Here is a 14,745-nt window from a genome sequence, read left to right on the forward strand (position 1 = left end):
GGAACGGCCGTTCGCCAGTCAACCATACTGAGCACGCGGATCCCAGCGAGTCCGCCGAACCGCCGCGAGAGGAATGAGCGATGTCACACCCGGCCGAGCCCCTGGCCGTCCCCGCCGACCGGCTGCGGCGCCTTGCCGGGCGCTTCGCCGCCGGCGTCCGGCGCGCCGGCGTGGCCAAGGGCGACCGCGTGGTCGTCAGCCTGCCGAACAGCGTCGAGCTGCTGGCCGCCGTGTGGGGCTGCGTCGCCACGGGACGCATCCCGGTGCCCCTGGACCCGCGCCTGACGCCCCACGAGCGCGAGCCGATCCTGGCCGACGTCTCCCCCGCTCTCGTGCTGGACTCGCTCGTGCGGTTCACCGAGCTGCTTGTGGAGGACCCGGACGAGCTCGACACGTTCCCCCGCTGCCGGCCGATGCACTTCACCTCCGGCACCACCGGGCGCCCCAAGGGCGTGTGGTCGGGGTTCTGGGACGCGGCGGACGCCGAGGCCGCCGTGCTGGAGGAGCGGGACCTCTGGGGATTCGCCGCCTCGGACGTGAACCTCGTGGTCTCGCCGCTCTACCACTCCGCTCCCCTGCGCTTCGCGCTCGGCACCGCACTGGCCGGTGGCTCCGTCGTGGTCCTGCCGGTGTTCACGCCGGAGGCGTTCTGCGAGGCGGTCGAGGCGGTGCGCCCCACGACGATGTTCTGCGTGCCGGCCCACCTGCAGCGGCTGCTCGCTCTCCTGGCGTCCGGGGCCAGCACCGACGTCTCCTCGTTCCGCCTCGTCGCGCACGCCGGGGCACCGTGTCCCGACCCGATCCGCCGCGGGGCCCACGCCCTGTTCGGCACCGACGTGGTCTGGGAGTTCTACGGCTCCACCGAGGGGCAGTTCACCGCGTGTCCGGCCACGGAGTGGGAGCAGCACCCCGGCACCGTGGGCCGCGCGCGACCCGGGCGCGTCATCACCGTGGACGACGAGGGCGAGCTGTGGTGCGCCGTCCCGGCGTGGGGGCGCTTCGAGTACTGGAACGACCCCACCCGCACGGAGCAGGCCTGGCGCCGGACCGAGCACGGCCCGGCGTTCACCGTGGGCGATCTCGGCCGCGTCGACGAGGACGGCTTCGTCCACCTCGACTCGCGTCGCACCGACCTCATCATCAGTGGCGGCGTCAACGTCTATCCCGCCGAGGTCGAGGCCGCCCTCGTGGAGGTGCCCGGCGTGGTCGAGATCGCGGTGTTCGGCCGTCCGGACGAGCGCTGGGGGCAGCGGGTCGTCGCGGCCTACGTGGGCGACGCCACCGAGGGTGACCTCCGGACCACGGCGCAGGAGCGGCTGGCGCCGCCGAAGCGCCCGAAGTCCTACGAGCGAGTCGACGCCCTCCCCCGCACGGCGACGGGCAAGGTCAGGCGCACCGAGCTGTGAGCCCCCTCAGGCCGACTCGACGCACGTGAACGACCGGCGGTAGGCCTGCGGGCTGGTGCCCCGCACGGCGCCGAAGTGGTGGCGCAGGGTCGCGGCGTTGCCGAAGCCCACGCGGTGGGCGATCTGCTCGATCGAGAGCTCGGAGGTCTCCAGCAGCTCCTCCGCCATCGCCACCCGGCGACCGAGCAGCCACTGCCACGGCGTGGTTCCCGTCTCGTCGCGGAACCGGCGGGCGAAGGTGCGCTCGGAGAGGTGGGCGCGCTGGGCCAGGGACGCGACGGTGAGCGGCTCGGCGAGGTGCTGCTGCGCCCAGTCCAGCACGGGTGCCAGCGTCTCGGCCTCGATGGCGGGCATCGGCGCGCGCACGAACTGCGCCTGGCCGCCGTCGCGGTGCGGCGGCACGACGATGCGGCGCGCGGCCGTGGCGGCGACACGGGCGCCGTACCACTGGCGCATCAGGTGCAGGTTCGCGTCGATGCCGCCCGCCGAGCCCGCTCCGGTGACGATGCCGCGGTCCACAACGTAGAGCACGTCGATGTCCAGGTCGGCCTCGGGGAAGCGCTCGGCCAGCTCGGGGCCGTAGCGCCAGTGCGTCGTGCAGCGACGCCCCTCGAGCAGCCCGGCGAAGCCGAGACTGAACGCGGCCGTGCAGGAGGCCATGATCGTGGCTCCGCGCGCGTGGGCGGCGCGCAGGGCCTCGCTGATCCGGGGATCCTCCACGAGGTAGTCGCGCTTGGCTGCCACGGCCACGAGGTCGGCGTTGGCCGCGGCGGACAGGTCGTGGCGCACGACGAAGTCGAACCCGGAGGCGCCCGACACGATGCCCGGCACCGGGGTGCACGCGACGAAGTCGAAGACGGGGTTGTCGTCGTCGGGGTGGTGCGGCTCGGCCCAGACCTCGGCCAGCACGCCCATGCCGAACGGCTCGGCCTGCTCGGGCACGATCATCGCGACCTTGGTCATGGCGCCTCCTGGCGGGATATCGACGGGAACTGGCATTCCTGCCACTGGTGGCAGGATACCACTGATCGCAGGATTGGAGACATGATGATTCTGCTTCTCCTGCTGGCCACGACCGCCGTGCTGATGACGGCGGGGCTGTGGACGACCATCACCCACGACGGACTCGGCGTCCGCCCCGGCCCTCGCAGCCACTCCCGCGACACGTTCGGCGCCTCGTATGACTCCTGACTGTCCGCGTCACCCCGGGAACGGCGAAGGCCCCCGACCATCAGGTCGGGGGCCTTCGTCGTGCTCAGCGGGAGATCACTCGCCGCCGGTCAGCTTCTCACGCAGGGCCTGCAGGGCCTCGTCGGAAGCCAGCGAGCCGCCGGTCTGCTCCTCCTCGGCGGGAGCGGACGTGTACTCGCCCACCTCGCCGGCCTCGAGGTTGGCCTTCTCGGCCTCGGCGACCTGCTTCTTGTGGGCCTCCCAGCGGTCGTGCGCCTCGGCGTACTGACGCTCCCACGTCGCGCGGGCCTCTTCGAAGCCCTCCTGCCATTCGCCCGTCTCGGGATCGAACCCGTCGGGGTAGATGTAGTTGCCCTGCTCGTCGTAGGACGACGCCATGCCGTACAGGGTGGGATCGAAGCTGTCGGCCTCGGCCGCGACCTCGGTCTCGTTGGCCTGCTTCAGCGACAGCGAGATCCGGCGACGCTCGAGGTCGATGTCGATGATCTTGACCATGACCTGGTCGCCGATCTGGACGACCTGCTCGGGGATCTCGACGTGACGCTCGGCGAGCTCGGAGATGTGCACCAGGCCCTCGATGCCCTCCTCGACGCGCACGAACGCACCGAAGGGGACGAGCTTGGTGACCTTGCCCGGGACGATCTGGCCGATCTGGTGGGTCCGGGCGAAGTGCTGCCACGGATCCTCCTGGGTCGCCTTGAGCGACAGCGACACGCGCTCGCGCTCCAGGTCGACCTCGAGCACCTCGACGGTGACCTCGTCGCCGACCTGAACGACCTCGTTCGGGTGGTCGATGTGCTTCCAGGACAGCTCCGAGACGTGCACCAGGCCGTCGACGCCGCCAAGATCGACGAAGGCGCCGAAGTTGACGATCGAGCTGATGACGCCCTTGCGGACCTGGCCCTTCTTGAGCTCGTTGAGGAAGTTCTGGCGCACGGCCGACTGGGTCTGCTCGAGCCACGCACGGCGCGACAGGACCACGTTGTTGCGGTTCTTGTCGAGCTCGATGATCTTCGCCTCGAGCTTCTGGCCGATGTACGGGTCCAGGTCGCGGACGCGACGCATCTCGACGAGCGACGCGGGCAGGAAGCCACGCAGGCCGATGTCCATGATCAGGCCGCCCTTGACGACCTCGATGACGGTGCCCTCGACGACGCCGTCCTCGTCCTTGATCTTCTCGATGTCGCCCCAGGCGCGCTCGTACTGAGCACGCTTCTTGCTCAGGATCAGACGGCCTTCCTTGTCCTCCTTCTGAAGGACGAGGGCCTCGACGGAGTCGCCCACCTGGACGACCTCGTTCGGGTCGACGTCGTGCTTGATCGACAGCTCACGCGAGGGGATGACGCCCTCGGTCTTGTAGCCGATGTCGAGCAGGACCTCGTCGCGGTCCACCTTGACGATGGTGCCGTCGACGATGTCGCCGTCGTTGAAGTACTTGATGGTCTTGTCGATCGCGGCGAGGAAGTCCTCTTCGCTGCCGATGTCGTTGACCGCAACCTGCGGGGCCGCAGAAGGAGTTGCGAGGCCGGAAGTCATGTAGTTGGGCTCCGAATGGATGGAATTGAGTGTGGACAGGATGTTCGCACCGATTCCGGGCATGCCGGAACCAGCGCAACTGTCAGTCTACGACACGGCGGGGGCCCACGTAAAACCGGCGGCTCAGCCGTCGGACGATGCGAACTGCTCGTCGATCCAGGCGGTCCGGCCGGCGATCCAGTCGCGCAGCCGTGCCGTCTCCCTGAGCCAGCCCTCACCGGGCGCGACGCCGGAGTCGGGCTCGCTCGCGAACTGCAGCATCGGGGTCCACGAGCCGATCTCCTCGGGCGCCGCCCACACCAGCTGGCCCGCTCCGCCGTCCTCGCGCGGCGTGAAGTTCGCGGCGGCGCTGTCCAGCAGGCGCACCGACTCGGCGTCGACGTGCCCCGCCAGCGTCGCCAGTGCCGGCGAGGCCTCGCGCCAGCGGTCGCGGACCTGCTCGACGAACCACGGATCGGTGAGCAGGCGGTTGTAGTAGTGGCCGCCCGGCTCCTTCCACAGCTGCGACGGCAGCAGTGCCTGGCGCCAGGCGTCATCGGGGAAGAGCGGGTGGAACAGGCGCCCGATCCACCACCCCGTGGGCCGGTGCAGGTCGCCGGCGTACCCGAGGTCGACCAGGCCCTGCGAGACGTCGTAGTCCCACGGCGGGCCCATGGCGAGGGTGCCGTCGGCGCGCATCACCAGGTAGACACTGTTGCGGAAGCCCGCGTCCAGGTTCTTCGTGAGCTCGTTGACGAGGTACATGGTCACGAAGGAGTCGACGTCGATCCGGTCGCGGTAGCCGTTGTCCGGGAAGCTCTCGTCGTACAGCAGGTCCTCGACCTCCTGGAACGCGTCCTCGACGCGGTTCACGTGCTTCGTCTCACCGGCCTTGAGGAAGACGCGCAGGCCCCGTTCGGTGCGGAACTGCGGATCCGTGTCGTCGTTCGTGTCGGCCTCGAGCAGCGTGTCACCGTCCTGGAGCTCGACGCGGCCGTCCTGGGCCTCGATGCCCTCGCCGAACTGGTAGACCCCGCAGAGCCGGCCGTTGATCCGCAGGTCGACGGACTCGAGCCGCGGCGCCCACGGGACCCCGAGCATCCGGGCCGCCCTCATCGCGAGGTCGTTGCGCAGCATCGACCGGTCGAAGTGGTTGGCCAGCAGGACCCAGTCCTTGCTCGCGGGCATGCCGAGCAGCGACGCCGAGGCGTCGAGCTTGACCTTGTAGGGGCGCTTCCGGGCGATGGACGCCGTGGAGTTGCCCCGCACCCGCAGGCGGGCCGCGACCGACCGGGGCGCGCCTCCGTCGCGGTCGCGGAACGTCATCGTGCCGTTGACGTAGTCGGTCTTGGTCGTGATGACCTCGGTGCAGGGATCGAGGTCGCCCACGCCGCGGATCGTCACCGACAGCTGCGTCACCGCGGGCGCCGGCTCGGGCGTGGGCTCGACGGTCGGCTCGGCGGTGGGCTCCGGATCGGGCTCGTCGAGCGGCTCCTCCGGCTGGGGGTCGCGCGGCGGGGCCGGCAGCGAGGGGACGACCTTCGCGGCGCCGGTCACCCGCGGCGCACCCTTCCACCCGCCGGCGACGACGCGGAACGACCGTCCGCCGAGGTCCCGCTGGGTCCCCACGGCTCCGAAGTCCACACGACCGGCTGCGTTGCCCGCTCGGCCCGCGATGATCGTGCGCCAGGTCCCGCCGTCGAGACGCTGGAGGCTGAGCTTGCGACCCTTCCGGGCCGGTGTCGCCCGGCCGGTCACGGCGACCCGCTCCGACGAGGTCACCACGGACACCGTCGCGGCCGGAGCCGCCGTGCGCACGACGACGCGCTTCGTCGAGAGTGCCTTGTACTTCTTCCCGCGCACCGTGACCTTCGGGACGGTGGCGCGGAGCTCGATGCGACGCGCCGTCGCCACGGTGATGCGGGCGGTTCCGCGGGCGTCGGTGGTGGTACGGACCGACCGCCACGTTCTCCCCTGGCGGTGCTTGAGCACGACCGGACGCTTGACGCGCGTGCCAGTCCTCACCACCACGGAGAAGTTCTCGTCGGGCATCACCGTGGAGCGCGACGCCGTGAGCGACGCAACGGGAGCCGCCTGAGCCGGGGCCGCCACAGCGAGCCCCGCCAGCACCAGAAGACCACTCAGGCCACACAGCAGGGGGCGAAGGGCCCGGGTCATGCGATCGCTCCGATTCAGTCCGAGGTCAGGAACGCGCGAAGGGCCCGTCCGTACGACTCGACGTCGGCCGCCGCCATCACCTCGCGCGCAGAGTGCATCGCGAGCTGGGGGGCTCCGACGTCGATCGTCAGGATACCGGTCCGGGCGGCGCTGATGGGCCCGATCGTGGAGCCGCACGGCAGGTCGGCCCGGTGCACGTAGCGCTGCAGCGGCACGCCGGCGGCCTCGCACGCGGCGGCGAAGATGCCCGCGCCGACCCCGTCGGTGGCGTACCGGAGGTTCTGGTTGACCTTCAGCACCGGGCCGCCGCCGAGCTCGATCCGGTGCAGCGGCTCGTGCTTGTCCGCCTGGTTCGGGTGCGTGGCGTGCGCCATGTCGCCGGAGACGCAGACCGACGCCGCGAACGAGCGGAAGACGTCGTCACGGGTGCCGCCAGCGGCGAGCACGATGCGCTCGAGCACCGAGGACAGCAGCGGCGAGTCGGCGCCGCGCTCGGACGTGCTGCCGACCTCCTCGTGGTCGAAGAGCACCATGACGAGGCGGGCGGAGGGATCGGCCGCCTCCGTGGCACCGAGAAGGGCGTCGAGGGCCGCGGCGCACGTGGCCTGGTTGTCCAGGCGCGGCGCGGCGACCAGCTCGCGGTCGGGACCCGTGCGGCCCGCCGGACGGAGGTCGAAGGTCATGAGGTCGAACCCGGTGACGTCACTCGCGGCGAAGCCGGCCCGCTCCCCCACGACCTCGAGGAACGGCCGGCGGGTCAGCCCCGCGAGCGCGTCGAGGTGGCGCTGACGGTCCACCTTGGAGCCGTCGCGGTCGAGGTGGATCGCCAGCCGCGGCACCCGCAGCAGCGGCTCGTCGACCCGGATCGTGCGCGTGCTGCCGTCGCGCAGCGCGACGCGGCCGGCGATGCCGAGGTCGAGGTCGAGCCACGACTCCAGCAGCGGGCCGCCGTAGGGCTCGAGCGCGACGGTGGCCTGACCCTCGCGCCAGCCGTCGTGGTGCTGCTTCAGGCGCAGGTTGGGACTGTCGGTGTGGGCCCCGACGATGCGGAAGCCGGCATGGGCCGGGGCCTCGGCGCCGGTCGACCACGCCACGAGCGTTCCGCCGGTGACGATGAAGTGGCTCCCGGCGCCGGTGGGCCACGCGTCGCGAGGGTCCACCTGGGTGAAGCCGGCCTCGCGCAGCCGCACGGCCGTTGTCTCGCAGGCGTGGAAGGGCGTCGGCGAGGCGTCGACGAAGGAGATCAGGCGGTCCGCAGCGTGCATGGCGCCACCCTAACGACGGTTGCGGAAGTCCTCGATCGTGGCCTTCAGGCCGATCTCGGCCGTGGTGGACGGCGCCCAGCCCAGGAGCTCGCCCGCCAGCGTGATGTCGGGACGACGGATCTGGGGGTCGTCGACCGGCCGGGGCACATGCACGATCTGCGAGCCGGACTCGGCCAGGTCGCAGATCCACGTGGCGAGGTCGATCATCGAGATCTCCTCGGGGTTGCCGAGGTTGACCGGCCCGGTCGCGGTGGACTCCATCATCGCGACGAGCCCGCCGACCAGGTCGTCGACGTAGCAGATCGAGCGGGTCTGGTGACCGTCGCCGGCCACCGTGATCTCGCGTCCGGTGAGGGCCTGGTGGACGAAGTTCGGGATGGCGCGACCGTCCTCGACGCGCATGCGCGGACCGAAGGTGTTGAAAATGCGGACGATCTTGGTGTCGACGCCGAACTCGCGCCGGTAGGCCGCGGTCATGGCCTCGCCGAAGCGCTTGGCCTCGTCGTAGACCGAGCGCGGGCCGACCGGGTTGACGTGGCCCAGGTACGTCTCGGGCTGGGGGTGCACCTGCGGGTCGCCGTACACCTCGGACGTGGAGGCCAGCAGGTAGCGCGCACCGTGCGCGTGAGCGAGGTCGAGCGTGTTCTTCACGCCCATCGACCCCGTCATCAGCGTGTGGATCGGCAGCCGGTGGTAGTCGACCGGGGAGGCCGGGGAGGCGAGGTTGTAGACCTGGTCGAACGGGCCCTCGATCGCGTCGACGGCGGCGGCGTCGGAGATGTCGGCGTCGACGATCGTGACCTGGTGCGACACGGCGGCGAGGTTCTCGCGCCGACCCGTGCTGAAGTCGTCGACCACGACGACCTCGTGCCCTGCGTCGACGAGGCGCTCCACGAGGTGCGACCCGACGAAACCGGCGCCGCCAGCAACCAACGCGCGCATCCGTGCATCCCTTCGTCGGAGCCCGCCAGGTTTCTACTGGCGAGTAGGACTCAGTTCACAGGGTACCCCGGGATTCAGTCCTGACGAGGGCTCTCGCGATCTTCTCGTCTGACCAGGAGCAACAGGTTCCACGACAGGACCTCGCGCACGACCGGGACGCGCACGATGAACGCGGCCCAGCGCGGCAGGTAGCGCGGACGCGCCGAGACCACGCGGACGCCGGGGGTCCGGTGGGCCCACCGCATCCCCCACGCCACCGACACCTTGAACAGCGTCTCGCCGACACGGTTCTTCGGCGGATGGCCGTGCTTGCGGGTGTACCGGGCGATCGCGCGGCGGCCGCCGAGCCAGTGCCACGGCGACGTCTCGTGACCGCCCCACGGCGACCACCAGTTCGTGTAGGAGAGGAAGACCAGTCCGTCGGGCCGGGCGATCCGCAGCAGCTCGTCGGCCACGACCTGCGGGGAGCGCACGTGCTCCAGCAGGTTCGAGCTGAACACCAGGTCGGCCGAGCCGGAGGCGAACGGAAGGGCAGCGGCGTCCGCCGCCACTCCCCCGTCGGCCAGCGCCGGGACGTCGGGGTCGAGGTCGACCGCCATGTAGCGGGCCCCGCGACGGCGGAACTCCTGGGCGAACTCCATCGGCCCCGCCCCGACGTCGACGACGAGCTTGCCGCGCAGGGACATCTGCTGCTCGACGAGGTCGGCCGAGTCGCGCGCGAGCGTGCCGTAGAAGTGGTCGGGCTCGGTCTGCTCCACGAGGAAGGCGCGGAACAGCCGGACCGAGCGACGCAGGCCGTCGGGACTCATCGGGCCGCCCGGGTGGCCGTGACGACCAGCGTCGGCCGCCAGCGCGGGTGCACCAGCCGCAGCAGCAGCGCCGCGGGAGCCAGGGCCATCGCGACCCAGCGCGTGGCCCGCGAGGCCAGCACCCCGGCCGGGCGGTCGCTCGGACGGAGCCGGCGCACGAGGCTGGCGCCCTCCATCGTGAGGTTGTCGGTGAGCGAGCGGGTGACGCGGACGTCGCGGAAGCCCGCGTCCGCGAGCAGCCGCGTGATGGAGGCCGCCGAGAAGAACCGCACGTGCGTGGGATCCTCCAGCAGCCACCAGGCATCGGAGAACGCGCGCAGGGAGGCGCTGTCGGCCGCGGGGGTCAGGAACAGCACCCGTCCGCCGGGGCGCAGCAGCCGCAGCGCGGCCGCGGCCAGGGCACCGACGTCCTGCACGTGCTCCACGACGTGGACGCCGTAGACGAGGTCGGCCGCCTCGGCCGACGCCGGGACCTCCTCGATCCCGCACGGGTACAGCTCCGCTTGCGCCCGCACCTGCGGATCGACGTCGACACGGAGCTGGTCGGGGTCGCAGCCGGCGACCGGATGGCCCTCGTCGAGGTATCTCCGCAGCATCGCGCCTCCGCCGAAGCCGATCTCGAACACGCGCGCGCCGGGATCCAAAGGGGCGGCGCGGCGCAGCGTGCGCGACGTCAGTGCGAGGCGCACCCGGTCGAGACCGGGGTCCCCGCCGTACGCGACGTCTCGCGGATGCGCCGGAGCGGCCTTCGGATCGCGTTCGATGTGAGAGCATTTCGGACAGGTCTGCAGCACTGAGCGACCGTCCCGCAGGGTCACGGACGTCGTCGGTGTCGAACACACCTCACAGGACATCGGCCACCTCACCCCTCGCATGGACAGGAGAGCACGCTATCAGCGGATTGCGCATCGCCATCCTCAGTTGGCGTGACCTGGAGCATCCCGAGGCCGGAGGCGCCGAGGTGTTCGCCGAGCGGACGGCGGCCACCATGGCCGAGCGCGGCCACGACGTGGTGCTGTTCGCGTCCTCCTTCCCCGGTGGCACGCCGCGGACCGAGCGCCACGGCTTCCGCATCGTGCGGGCCGGCGGGCGGTTCACGGTGTACCCGCGGGGCCTGTGGCACGTGTGGCGCCTCCGCCGCGACTACGACATCGTCATCGACGTCCAGAACGGCGTCCCCTTCTGGACTCCCCTGGTCTTCAGCAAGCCGCTGCTGGCCGTGGTCCACCACGTCCACCGCGAGCAGTGGTTCACCTTCTTCCCCCGCCCCATCTCCTCGGTCGGCTGGTTCCTGGAGTCCCACGTGGCGCCGTTCGTCTACCGCCGCCAGCAGTACGTCACGGTGTCGGAGGCGTCCCGCCGCGAGCTCGCCGCCGTCGGCGTGGATCCTGCCCGTGTCTCGGTGGTCTACAGCGGCAACGAGGCACCCGACCACGTGCTGCAGGAGGAGCCCGAGCCCGAGCGGGGCACGCGCCTCGCGTGCCTGGGCCGCCTCGTCCCGCACAAGCGCGTGGAGCTGGCGATCGACTCCGTGGCCGCCCTGGCCGCCGAGTACCCCGACATCGCGCTGGACGTCATCGGCGGCGGCGACTGGATGGACTCCCTCGTCGAGCACGCGCGACAGGCGGGGGTCAGCGACCGGGTCGTCTTCCACGGCCACGTGAGCGACGACGAGAAGCACGCGCTCCTGGCGGGTGCGGCCGCGCTCGCGATGCCCTCCATCAAGGAGGGCTGGGGCCTGACGATCCTCGAGGCGGGCTACCACGCCGTCCCCACCGTGGCCTTCCGCTACGCCGGTGGCACGCAGGAGTCGGTCCAGGACGGCCACACCGGCCTGCTCGTGGACACCGACGAGGAGTTCATCGCCGGGCTGCGTCGCCTGCTGGTCGACCCGGACGAGCGCGCCAAGCTGGGCGCCGCGGCCCGCGAGTTCGCGCTGCGCTTCGACTGGGACCGCACGGGCCACGAGCTGACCGACCTGGTCGAGCGCGTCGCGCGACCCTGAGACCCTCCCGCGCACACGAGAAGGGCCGCCGCCCCCCGAGGGGGACGGCGGCCCGTCTGTCGGCGCTGCGATGCGTCAGGCGGTGGCGTACGCGTCGTCGTCGCTGTCGACGTCCGAGTTGCGCTGGTTGCGGAACCGGACCGCGAACGCGATGCCCACGACGATGAACAGCACGCCGAGGCCACCGATGGCCAGCGGGAGCCAGGTGCGGACGGCCTTCAGGACGCCGACCTTGGAGCCGTAGTCGTCGATCGTGGCCTGGACCGTCTCGGGCGTGGACGCGCTCACCGTGTCCATGGCGACGACGTCGTCGGCACCGGGCTCGTCGAGCTTGAGCCACTGCTTCTGGGCTTCCTGAATCTTGACCATGACGCCGGTCTCGGGCTCGACCCAGATGGTGCGGTCGTTCTGGTAAGTCCGGGTCGCCTCGACCGAATTGGTGTCCTCGAGACCGAAGATGCCGCGCGGGACCTCACGGATGCCGAACTCGGTCTCGGGGACCGAGCCGGTGAAGCGGTAGGTGTCGATCGAGCCGTCGGTGCCCTCGACCTTCTCGGTGCCCTCGTACTCCATCGTCATGGGCGCCTTGATGGTCGCGTCCCAGTACTCGTAGCTCTTCTTCTGGGTGTTGAACGGGAACTTGATGATCTGGCCCTCGTAGTCGACGGGCTCGCCGTTCTGGGAGTTGCCGGACCACGGCACGGCCTCGCCGGTGAAGCGATCGATCGCGAACGTCTGCTCGAGGAAGTCGATCGGCGGGGCCTGGTCGTTGTTGTCGGTGCTCTGACCCTTGGTGAACACGCCGACGTTGGCGCCGTCGTTCTCGTCGGCGGCCTCCTCGGCCAGGTCAGGATCGCCGATGACGGTTGCGATCGTGGTGATCGCGCCCGAGCCGGGGGCCACGTTGTCGGCGTCGAAGAAGTTCGCGTTGTCGTCGCCGAGGACCTGCTGCGTGTTCTGGTCCAGGGGGACCACGGCGAGCCGGTCGTACGCGTACACCTTCATCGCGACGCCCAGCGTCAGAAGGAACGCTCCGAGCGTCAGGAACGCCACAGCGCCACGAGAAAACTTCCGCACAAGTGCCTCCGAATAGGTCATGCAAAACAGTATTTGTGAGTTACCTCTCGCGAGAGCGTAGCACCACGGAACCGCTCTGGTGCGGATCCCTACTGATGAGTACGTCGGCGATGCGAGCGCTCGCCACGCCGGAGGTTCCGGCGTCGAGCCACGCGACTCCGGCGGCGTGCGCGGCGGCCTCGTCACTGGGCTGGTCCCCCACCATCACGACCCGCTCGGGTCGCGCCCAGGGCGCTCGCTCGAGGGCACGCAGCAGCATTCCCGGGAGCGGCTTGCGGCACGTGCAGGTGCCGGTCTGGTGGGGGCAGACCTCGATCGCGTCGAGCCGGCCGCCGGCCCGGGCGAGCCGTGACACCAGGGCGGTGTGGACCTCGACCAGCTGCGACTCGGTCAGCAGTCCGGTGGCGATCCCGCGCTGGTTCGTGACCAGGACGGTGCGCAGCCCGGCGCGGGTGAGCTGCCCGACGGCGTGGGCGGCGCCGGGCCGCAGCCTGAGCTCGGCCGGAGACGCGATGTAGCCCGGGCGGTGCACGTTGAGCGTGCCGTCGCGGTCGAGCAGCACGAGGTCCCAGGGGACGTCGCGCTCGGGCGGCGGGATCTCGCTGGTGTCACGCCCGAGCAGCGCCTCGGCCGACCACATGGTCAGGACGTCGGCTGCGACAGCACGTCGACCGCCTCGCACCAGGCGTGGGCCCACAGCATGTGGACCTCCTGGATGCGGGGAGTGAAGTCCGACGGGACGTGCAGCACGTGGTCGGCGCGGCCCGGCAGGTCGCCGCCCGACTCGCCGGTGAGTGCGACCGTGATTAGGCCCCGCTCGCGGGCGGCGTCGAGCGCGCGCAGGATGCTGGCACTGCGTCCGCTGGTGGACATCGCGAGGAGCAGGTCGCCGGGACGACCGAGCGACTGCACGCCGCGGACGAACACGTCGTCGAAGCCGTAGTCGTTGCCGACCGCCGTGATCGAGGTGAGCGAGTCCGCGAGGCAGACCGCCGGGAGCGGCGCGCGGTCGAGGATGCACTTGCCCACGAACTCCGCGGCGACGTGGCTGGCGATCGCGGCGCTGCCGCCGTTGCCGGCCACCAGGACCGTGCCGCCTGATCGCAGCGTCTCGACGACGGCACGGCCGGCGGCGTCGACCTGTTCGACCAGGGCCGGCTCCTCGAGGGCGCGAGCCAGGTTGGCCCACGCCTCGATGCCCAGGGTCTGGCGCTGCGCCACGACCTGGGTGATCGCGTCCTCGGACGCGCTGTGCAACTGGTGCCGGACCGTCAACTCTGTCCCCTCCACGTGACCAGACCTTCCCTCGAGAACGTGAACTCCGAGACGCCCAGGCCCATCCGCGTGAGCTCCTCGGCCACGACGTGGCGACGCTCGAACTCGCAGATGAAGACCAGGTGGCCTCCGCCGCCGGCACCGGTGACCTTGCCGCCCAGGGCGCCCAGCTCGAGGGCCTTGGTGATGGCCTGGTCGATGAGGGGCGTCGCGATGCGGTCGGACATCTTGCGCTTCTCGTCCCAGGCGCGGCCGAGCAGGCGTCCCAGCGTGTCGACCTCGCCGCGGACGAGCGCCAGCTTCATCTCGGCGGCGAGCTCCTTCTGGGCGCGCAGGCCCTCCAGTGCGGTCTCCTCGCCACGCTCGTAGCGCGACACCTGGTCGTCGATGATGTGGTCGCTGACGCGCGTGTTGCCGGTGTAGGCCAGCAGCATGTTGTGCTCGAGCTCGTGGATCGTCGAGTCGCGGATGCGCAGCGGGTTGACGACGACCTGGTCGGTGAACTCGATGTAGTTGAACCCGCCGAACGCGGCCGCGTACTGGTCCTGGGCGCCACCGGGGATCTGCAGGTCCTCGCGCTCGAGCCGGTACGCCAGCTCGGCGACCTCGTACTCGGTCAGGTCGAGGCCGAGGTGCTGGGCGACGACGCCGATCACGGCGACCATCACGGCACTCGAGGAGCCCAGGCCCGAGCCGGGCGGGGCGTTGGTGTGGATGAAGAGATCGAAGCCGGTGGCCGAGACGGCGCCGGGGTACTGGCGCAGGCGCGCGATGGTGGCCTTCGGCAGGTCGAGCTGGCCGTCGAGCTCGAGGTCGTCGTCGACGTTGAACCCGACGGAGTAGCCGTAGTCGAGCGACTTGATCGTGACCTGGCCGTCGGCCCGCGGTCGCAGGGTGCAGTAGGAGTACGCCGAGATCGTGGCCGACAGCACGGCGCCGCCCTCACGCTCGGGGAACGGCGCCACGTCGGTGCCACCACCGGCGAACGAGATCCGCAGCGGGGCCCGCGCCCGGAGCACCGGACGGCGCACGTCGGCGGCGCCGGGATCGGTCGACACGGGGTGGGACTGCTGTGTCATCCG

Annotated in this window: 14 protein-coding genes; 3 read left to right on the forward strand and 11 right to left on the reverse strand. The window is 71.1% G+C overall.

Annotation, left to right across the window (positions count from 1 at the left end; all coding sequences use genetic code 11):
• Nucleotides 1–80: 80 nt before the first annotated feature.
• Nucleotides 81–1,406: a class I adenylate-forming enzyme family protein gene (locus ACY1JX_RS03655; protein ID WP_462565239.1), complete on the forward strand. Its 1,326-nt coding sequence runs from the start codon at nt 81–83 to the stop codon at nt 1,404–1,406.
• Between the two features lie 6 nt (nt 1,407–1,412).
• On the opposite strand, the gene ACY1JX_RS03660 is transcribed toward ACY1JX_RS03655, so the two are convergent.
• The gene (locus tag ACY1JX_RS03660) at nt 1,413–2,369 is read right to left on the reverse strand and encodes a GlxA family transcriptional regulator (RefSeq protein ID WP_462565240.1); all 957 of its coding nucleotides are present in this window, start codon (nt 2,367–2,369) and stop codon (nt 1,413–1,415) included.
• An 81-nt stretch (nt 2,370–2,450) separates the two neighbouring features.
• On the opposite strand from ACY1JX_RS03660, the gene ACY1JX_RS03665 reads away from it, so the two are divergent.
• Nucleotides 2,451–2,597: a hypothetical protein gene (locus tag ACY1JX_RS03665; RefSeq protein WP_286927912.1), complete on the forward strand. Its 147-nt coding sequence runs from the start codon at nt 2,451–2,453 to the stop codon at nt 2,595–2,597.
• A 75-nt stretch (nt 2,598–2,672) separates the two neighbouring features.
• Here ACY1JX_RS03665 and rpsA read toward each other — a convergent pair whose 3' ends face one another.
• The 6 genes from rpsA to ACY1JX_RS03695 all read right to left on the reverse strand — a co-directional run bounded on the left by rpsA (nt 2,673) and on the right by ACY1JX_RS03695 (nt 9,995).
• Nucleotides 2,673–4,133, reverse strand: coding sequence for a 30S ribosomal protein S1 (rpsA, locus tag ACY1JX_RS03670; protein WP_181755531.1), 1,461 nt, complete (start codon nt 4,131–4,133; stop codon nt 2,673–2,675).
• Nucleotides 4,134–4,256: 123 nt separating this feature from the next.
• Nucleotides 4,257–6,290 carry a CotH kinase family protein gene (locus ACY1JX_RS03675; RefSeq protein ID WP_181755530.1) on the reverse strand — a complete coding sequence of 678 codons (2,034 nt, stop codon included), beginning with the start codon at nt 6,288–6,290 and terminating at the stop codon, nt 4,257–4,259.
• A gap of 14 nt (nt 6,291–6,304) precedes the next feature.
• The gene (locus tag ACY1JX_RS03680) at nt 6,305–7,555 is read right to left on the reverse strand and encodes a M18 family aminopeptidase (protein ID WP_181755529.1); all 1,251 of its coding nucleotides are present in this window, start codon (nt 7,553–7,555) and stop codon (nt 6,305–6,307) included.
• Between the two features lie 9 nt (nt 7,556–7,564).
• On the reverse strand, nt 7,565–8,497 hold the full coding sequence (locus ACY1JX_RS03685; protein ID WP_181755528.1) for an NAD-dependent epimerase/dehydratase family protein: 933 nt from the start codon (nt 8,495–8,497) through the stop codon (nt 7,565–7,567).
• Nucleotides 8,498–8,571: 74 nt separating this feature from the next.
• Nucleotides 8,572–9,306 (reverse strand): class I SAM-dependent methyltransferase, encoded by a 735-nt coding sequence (locus tag ACY1JX_RS03690; protein WP_462565241.1) that lies wholly within the window; start codon nt 9,304–9,306, stop codon nt 8,572–8,574.
• The gene (locus tag ACY1JX_RS03695) at nt 9,303–9,995 is read right to left on the reverse strand and encodes a methyltransferase domain-containing protein (RefSeq protein WP_206679996.1); all 693 of its coding nucleotides are present in this window, start codon (nt 9,993–9,995) and stop codon (nt 9,303–9,305) included. Before ACY1JX_RS03695 ends, ACY1JX_RS03690 begins: the two co-directional genes overlap by 4 nt.
• Nucleotides 9,996–10,207: 212 nt before the next feature.
• Here ACY1JX_RS03695 and ACY1JX_RS03700 point away from each other — a divergent pair, with 212 nt between their 5' ends.
• A complete protein-coding gene (locus ACY1JX_RS03700) occupies nt 10,208–11,311 on the forward strand; it encodes a glycosyltransferase family 4 protein (protein WP_462565243.1) in 1,104 nt (367 codons plus the stop codon).
• Between the two features lie 75 nt (nt 11,312–11,386).
• Here ACY1JX_RS03700 and ACY1JX_RS03705 read toward each other — a convergent pair whose 3' ends face one another.
• From ACY1JX_RS03705 to ACY1JX_RS03720, 4 genes are all read right to left on the reverse strand, one after another.
• The gene (locus tag ACY1JX_RS03705; protein ID WP_462565244.1) at nt 11,387–12,364 is read right to left on the reverse strand and encodes a PorA family protein; all 978 of its coding nucleotides are present in this window, start codon (nt 12,362–12,364) and stop codon (nt 11,387–11,389) included.
• A 64-nt stretch (nt 12,365–12,428) separates the two neighbouring features.
• Nucleotides 12,429–13,028, reverse strand: coding sequence for a D-glycero-alpha-D-manno-heptose-1,7-bisphosphate 7-phosphatase (locus tag ACY1JX_RS03710; protein WP_462565245.1), 600 nt, complete (start codon nt 13,026–13,028; stop codon nt 12,429–12,431).
• Between the two features lie 2 nt (nt 13,029–13,030).
• Entirely contained in the window at nt 13,031–13,678 is a 648-nt protein-coding gene (locus tag ACY1JX_RS03715) for a D-sedoheptulose-7-phosphate isomerase (protein ID WP_462565246.1), read from the reverse strand.
• Nucleotides 13,660–14,742, reverse strand: coding sequence for a GHMP family kinase ATP-binding protein (locus ACY1JX_RS03720; RefSeq protein WP_194956255.1), 1,083 nt, complete (start codon nt 14,740–14,742; stop codon nt 13,660–13,662). The genes ACY1JX_RS03715 and ACY1JX_RS03720 overlap by 19 nt, the downstream gene beginning before the upstream one ends.
• Between the last annotated feature and the right edge of the window lie 3 nt (nt 14,743–14,745).

It is taken from the genome of Aeromicrobium sp. JP4, from assembly GCF_054957925.1.

Coding starts and splice junctions, on each gene's coding strand:
- ACY1JX_RS03660 (WP_462565240.1), bottom strand. CDS start 2,369: ATGACCAAGGTCGCGATGATCGTGCCCGAGCAGGCCGAGCCGTTCGGC.
- ACY1JX_RS03720 (WP_194956255.1), bottom strand. CDS start 14,742: ATGACACAGCAGTCCCACCCCGTGTCGACCGATCCCGGCGCCGCCGAC.
- ACY1JX_RS03710 (WP_462565245.1), bottom strand. CDS start 13,028: ATGTGGTCGGCCGAGGCGCTGCTCGGGCGTGACACCAGCGAGATCCCG.
- ACY1JX_RS03665 (WP_286927912.1), top strand. CDS start 2,451: ATGATGATTCTGCTTCTCCTGCTGGCCACGACCGCCGTGCTGATGACG.
- rpsA (WP_181755531.1), bottom strand. CDS start 4,133: ATGACTTCCGGCCTCGCAACTCCTTCTGCGGCCCCGCAGGTTGCGGTC.
- ACY1JX_RS03690 (WP_462565241.1), bottom strand. CDS start 9,306: ATGAGTCCCGACGGCCTGCGTCGCTCGGTCCGGCTGTTCCGCGCCTTC.
- ACY1JX_RS03675 (WP_181755530.1), bottom strand. CDS start 6,290: ATGACCCGGGCCCTTCGCCCCCTGCTGTGTGGCCTGAGTGGTCTTCTG.
- ACY1JX_RS03655 (WP_462565239.1), top strand. CDS start 81: ATGTCACACCCGGCCGAGCCCCTGGCCGTCCCCGCCGACCGGCTGCGG.
- ACY1JX_RS03685 (WP_181755528.1), bottom strand. CDS start 8,497: ATGCGCGCGTTGGTTGCTGGCGGCGCCGGTTTCGTCGGGTCGCACCTC.
- ACY1JX_RS03680 (WP_181755529.1), bottom strand. CDS start 7,555: ATGCACGCTGCGGACCGCCTGATCTCCTTCGTCGACGCCTCGCCGACG.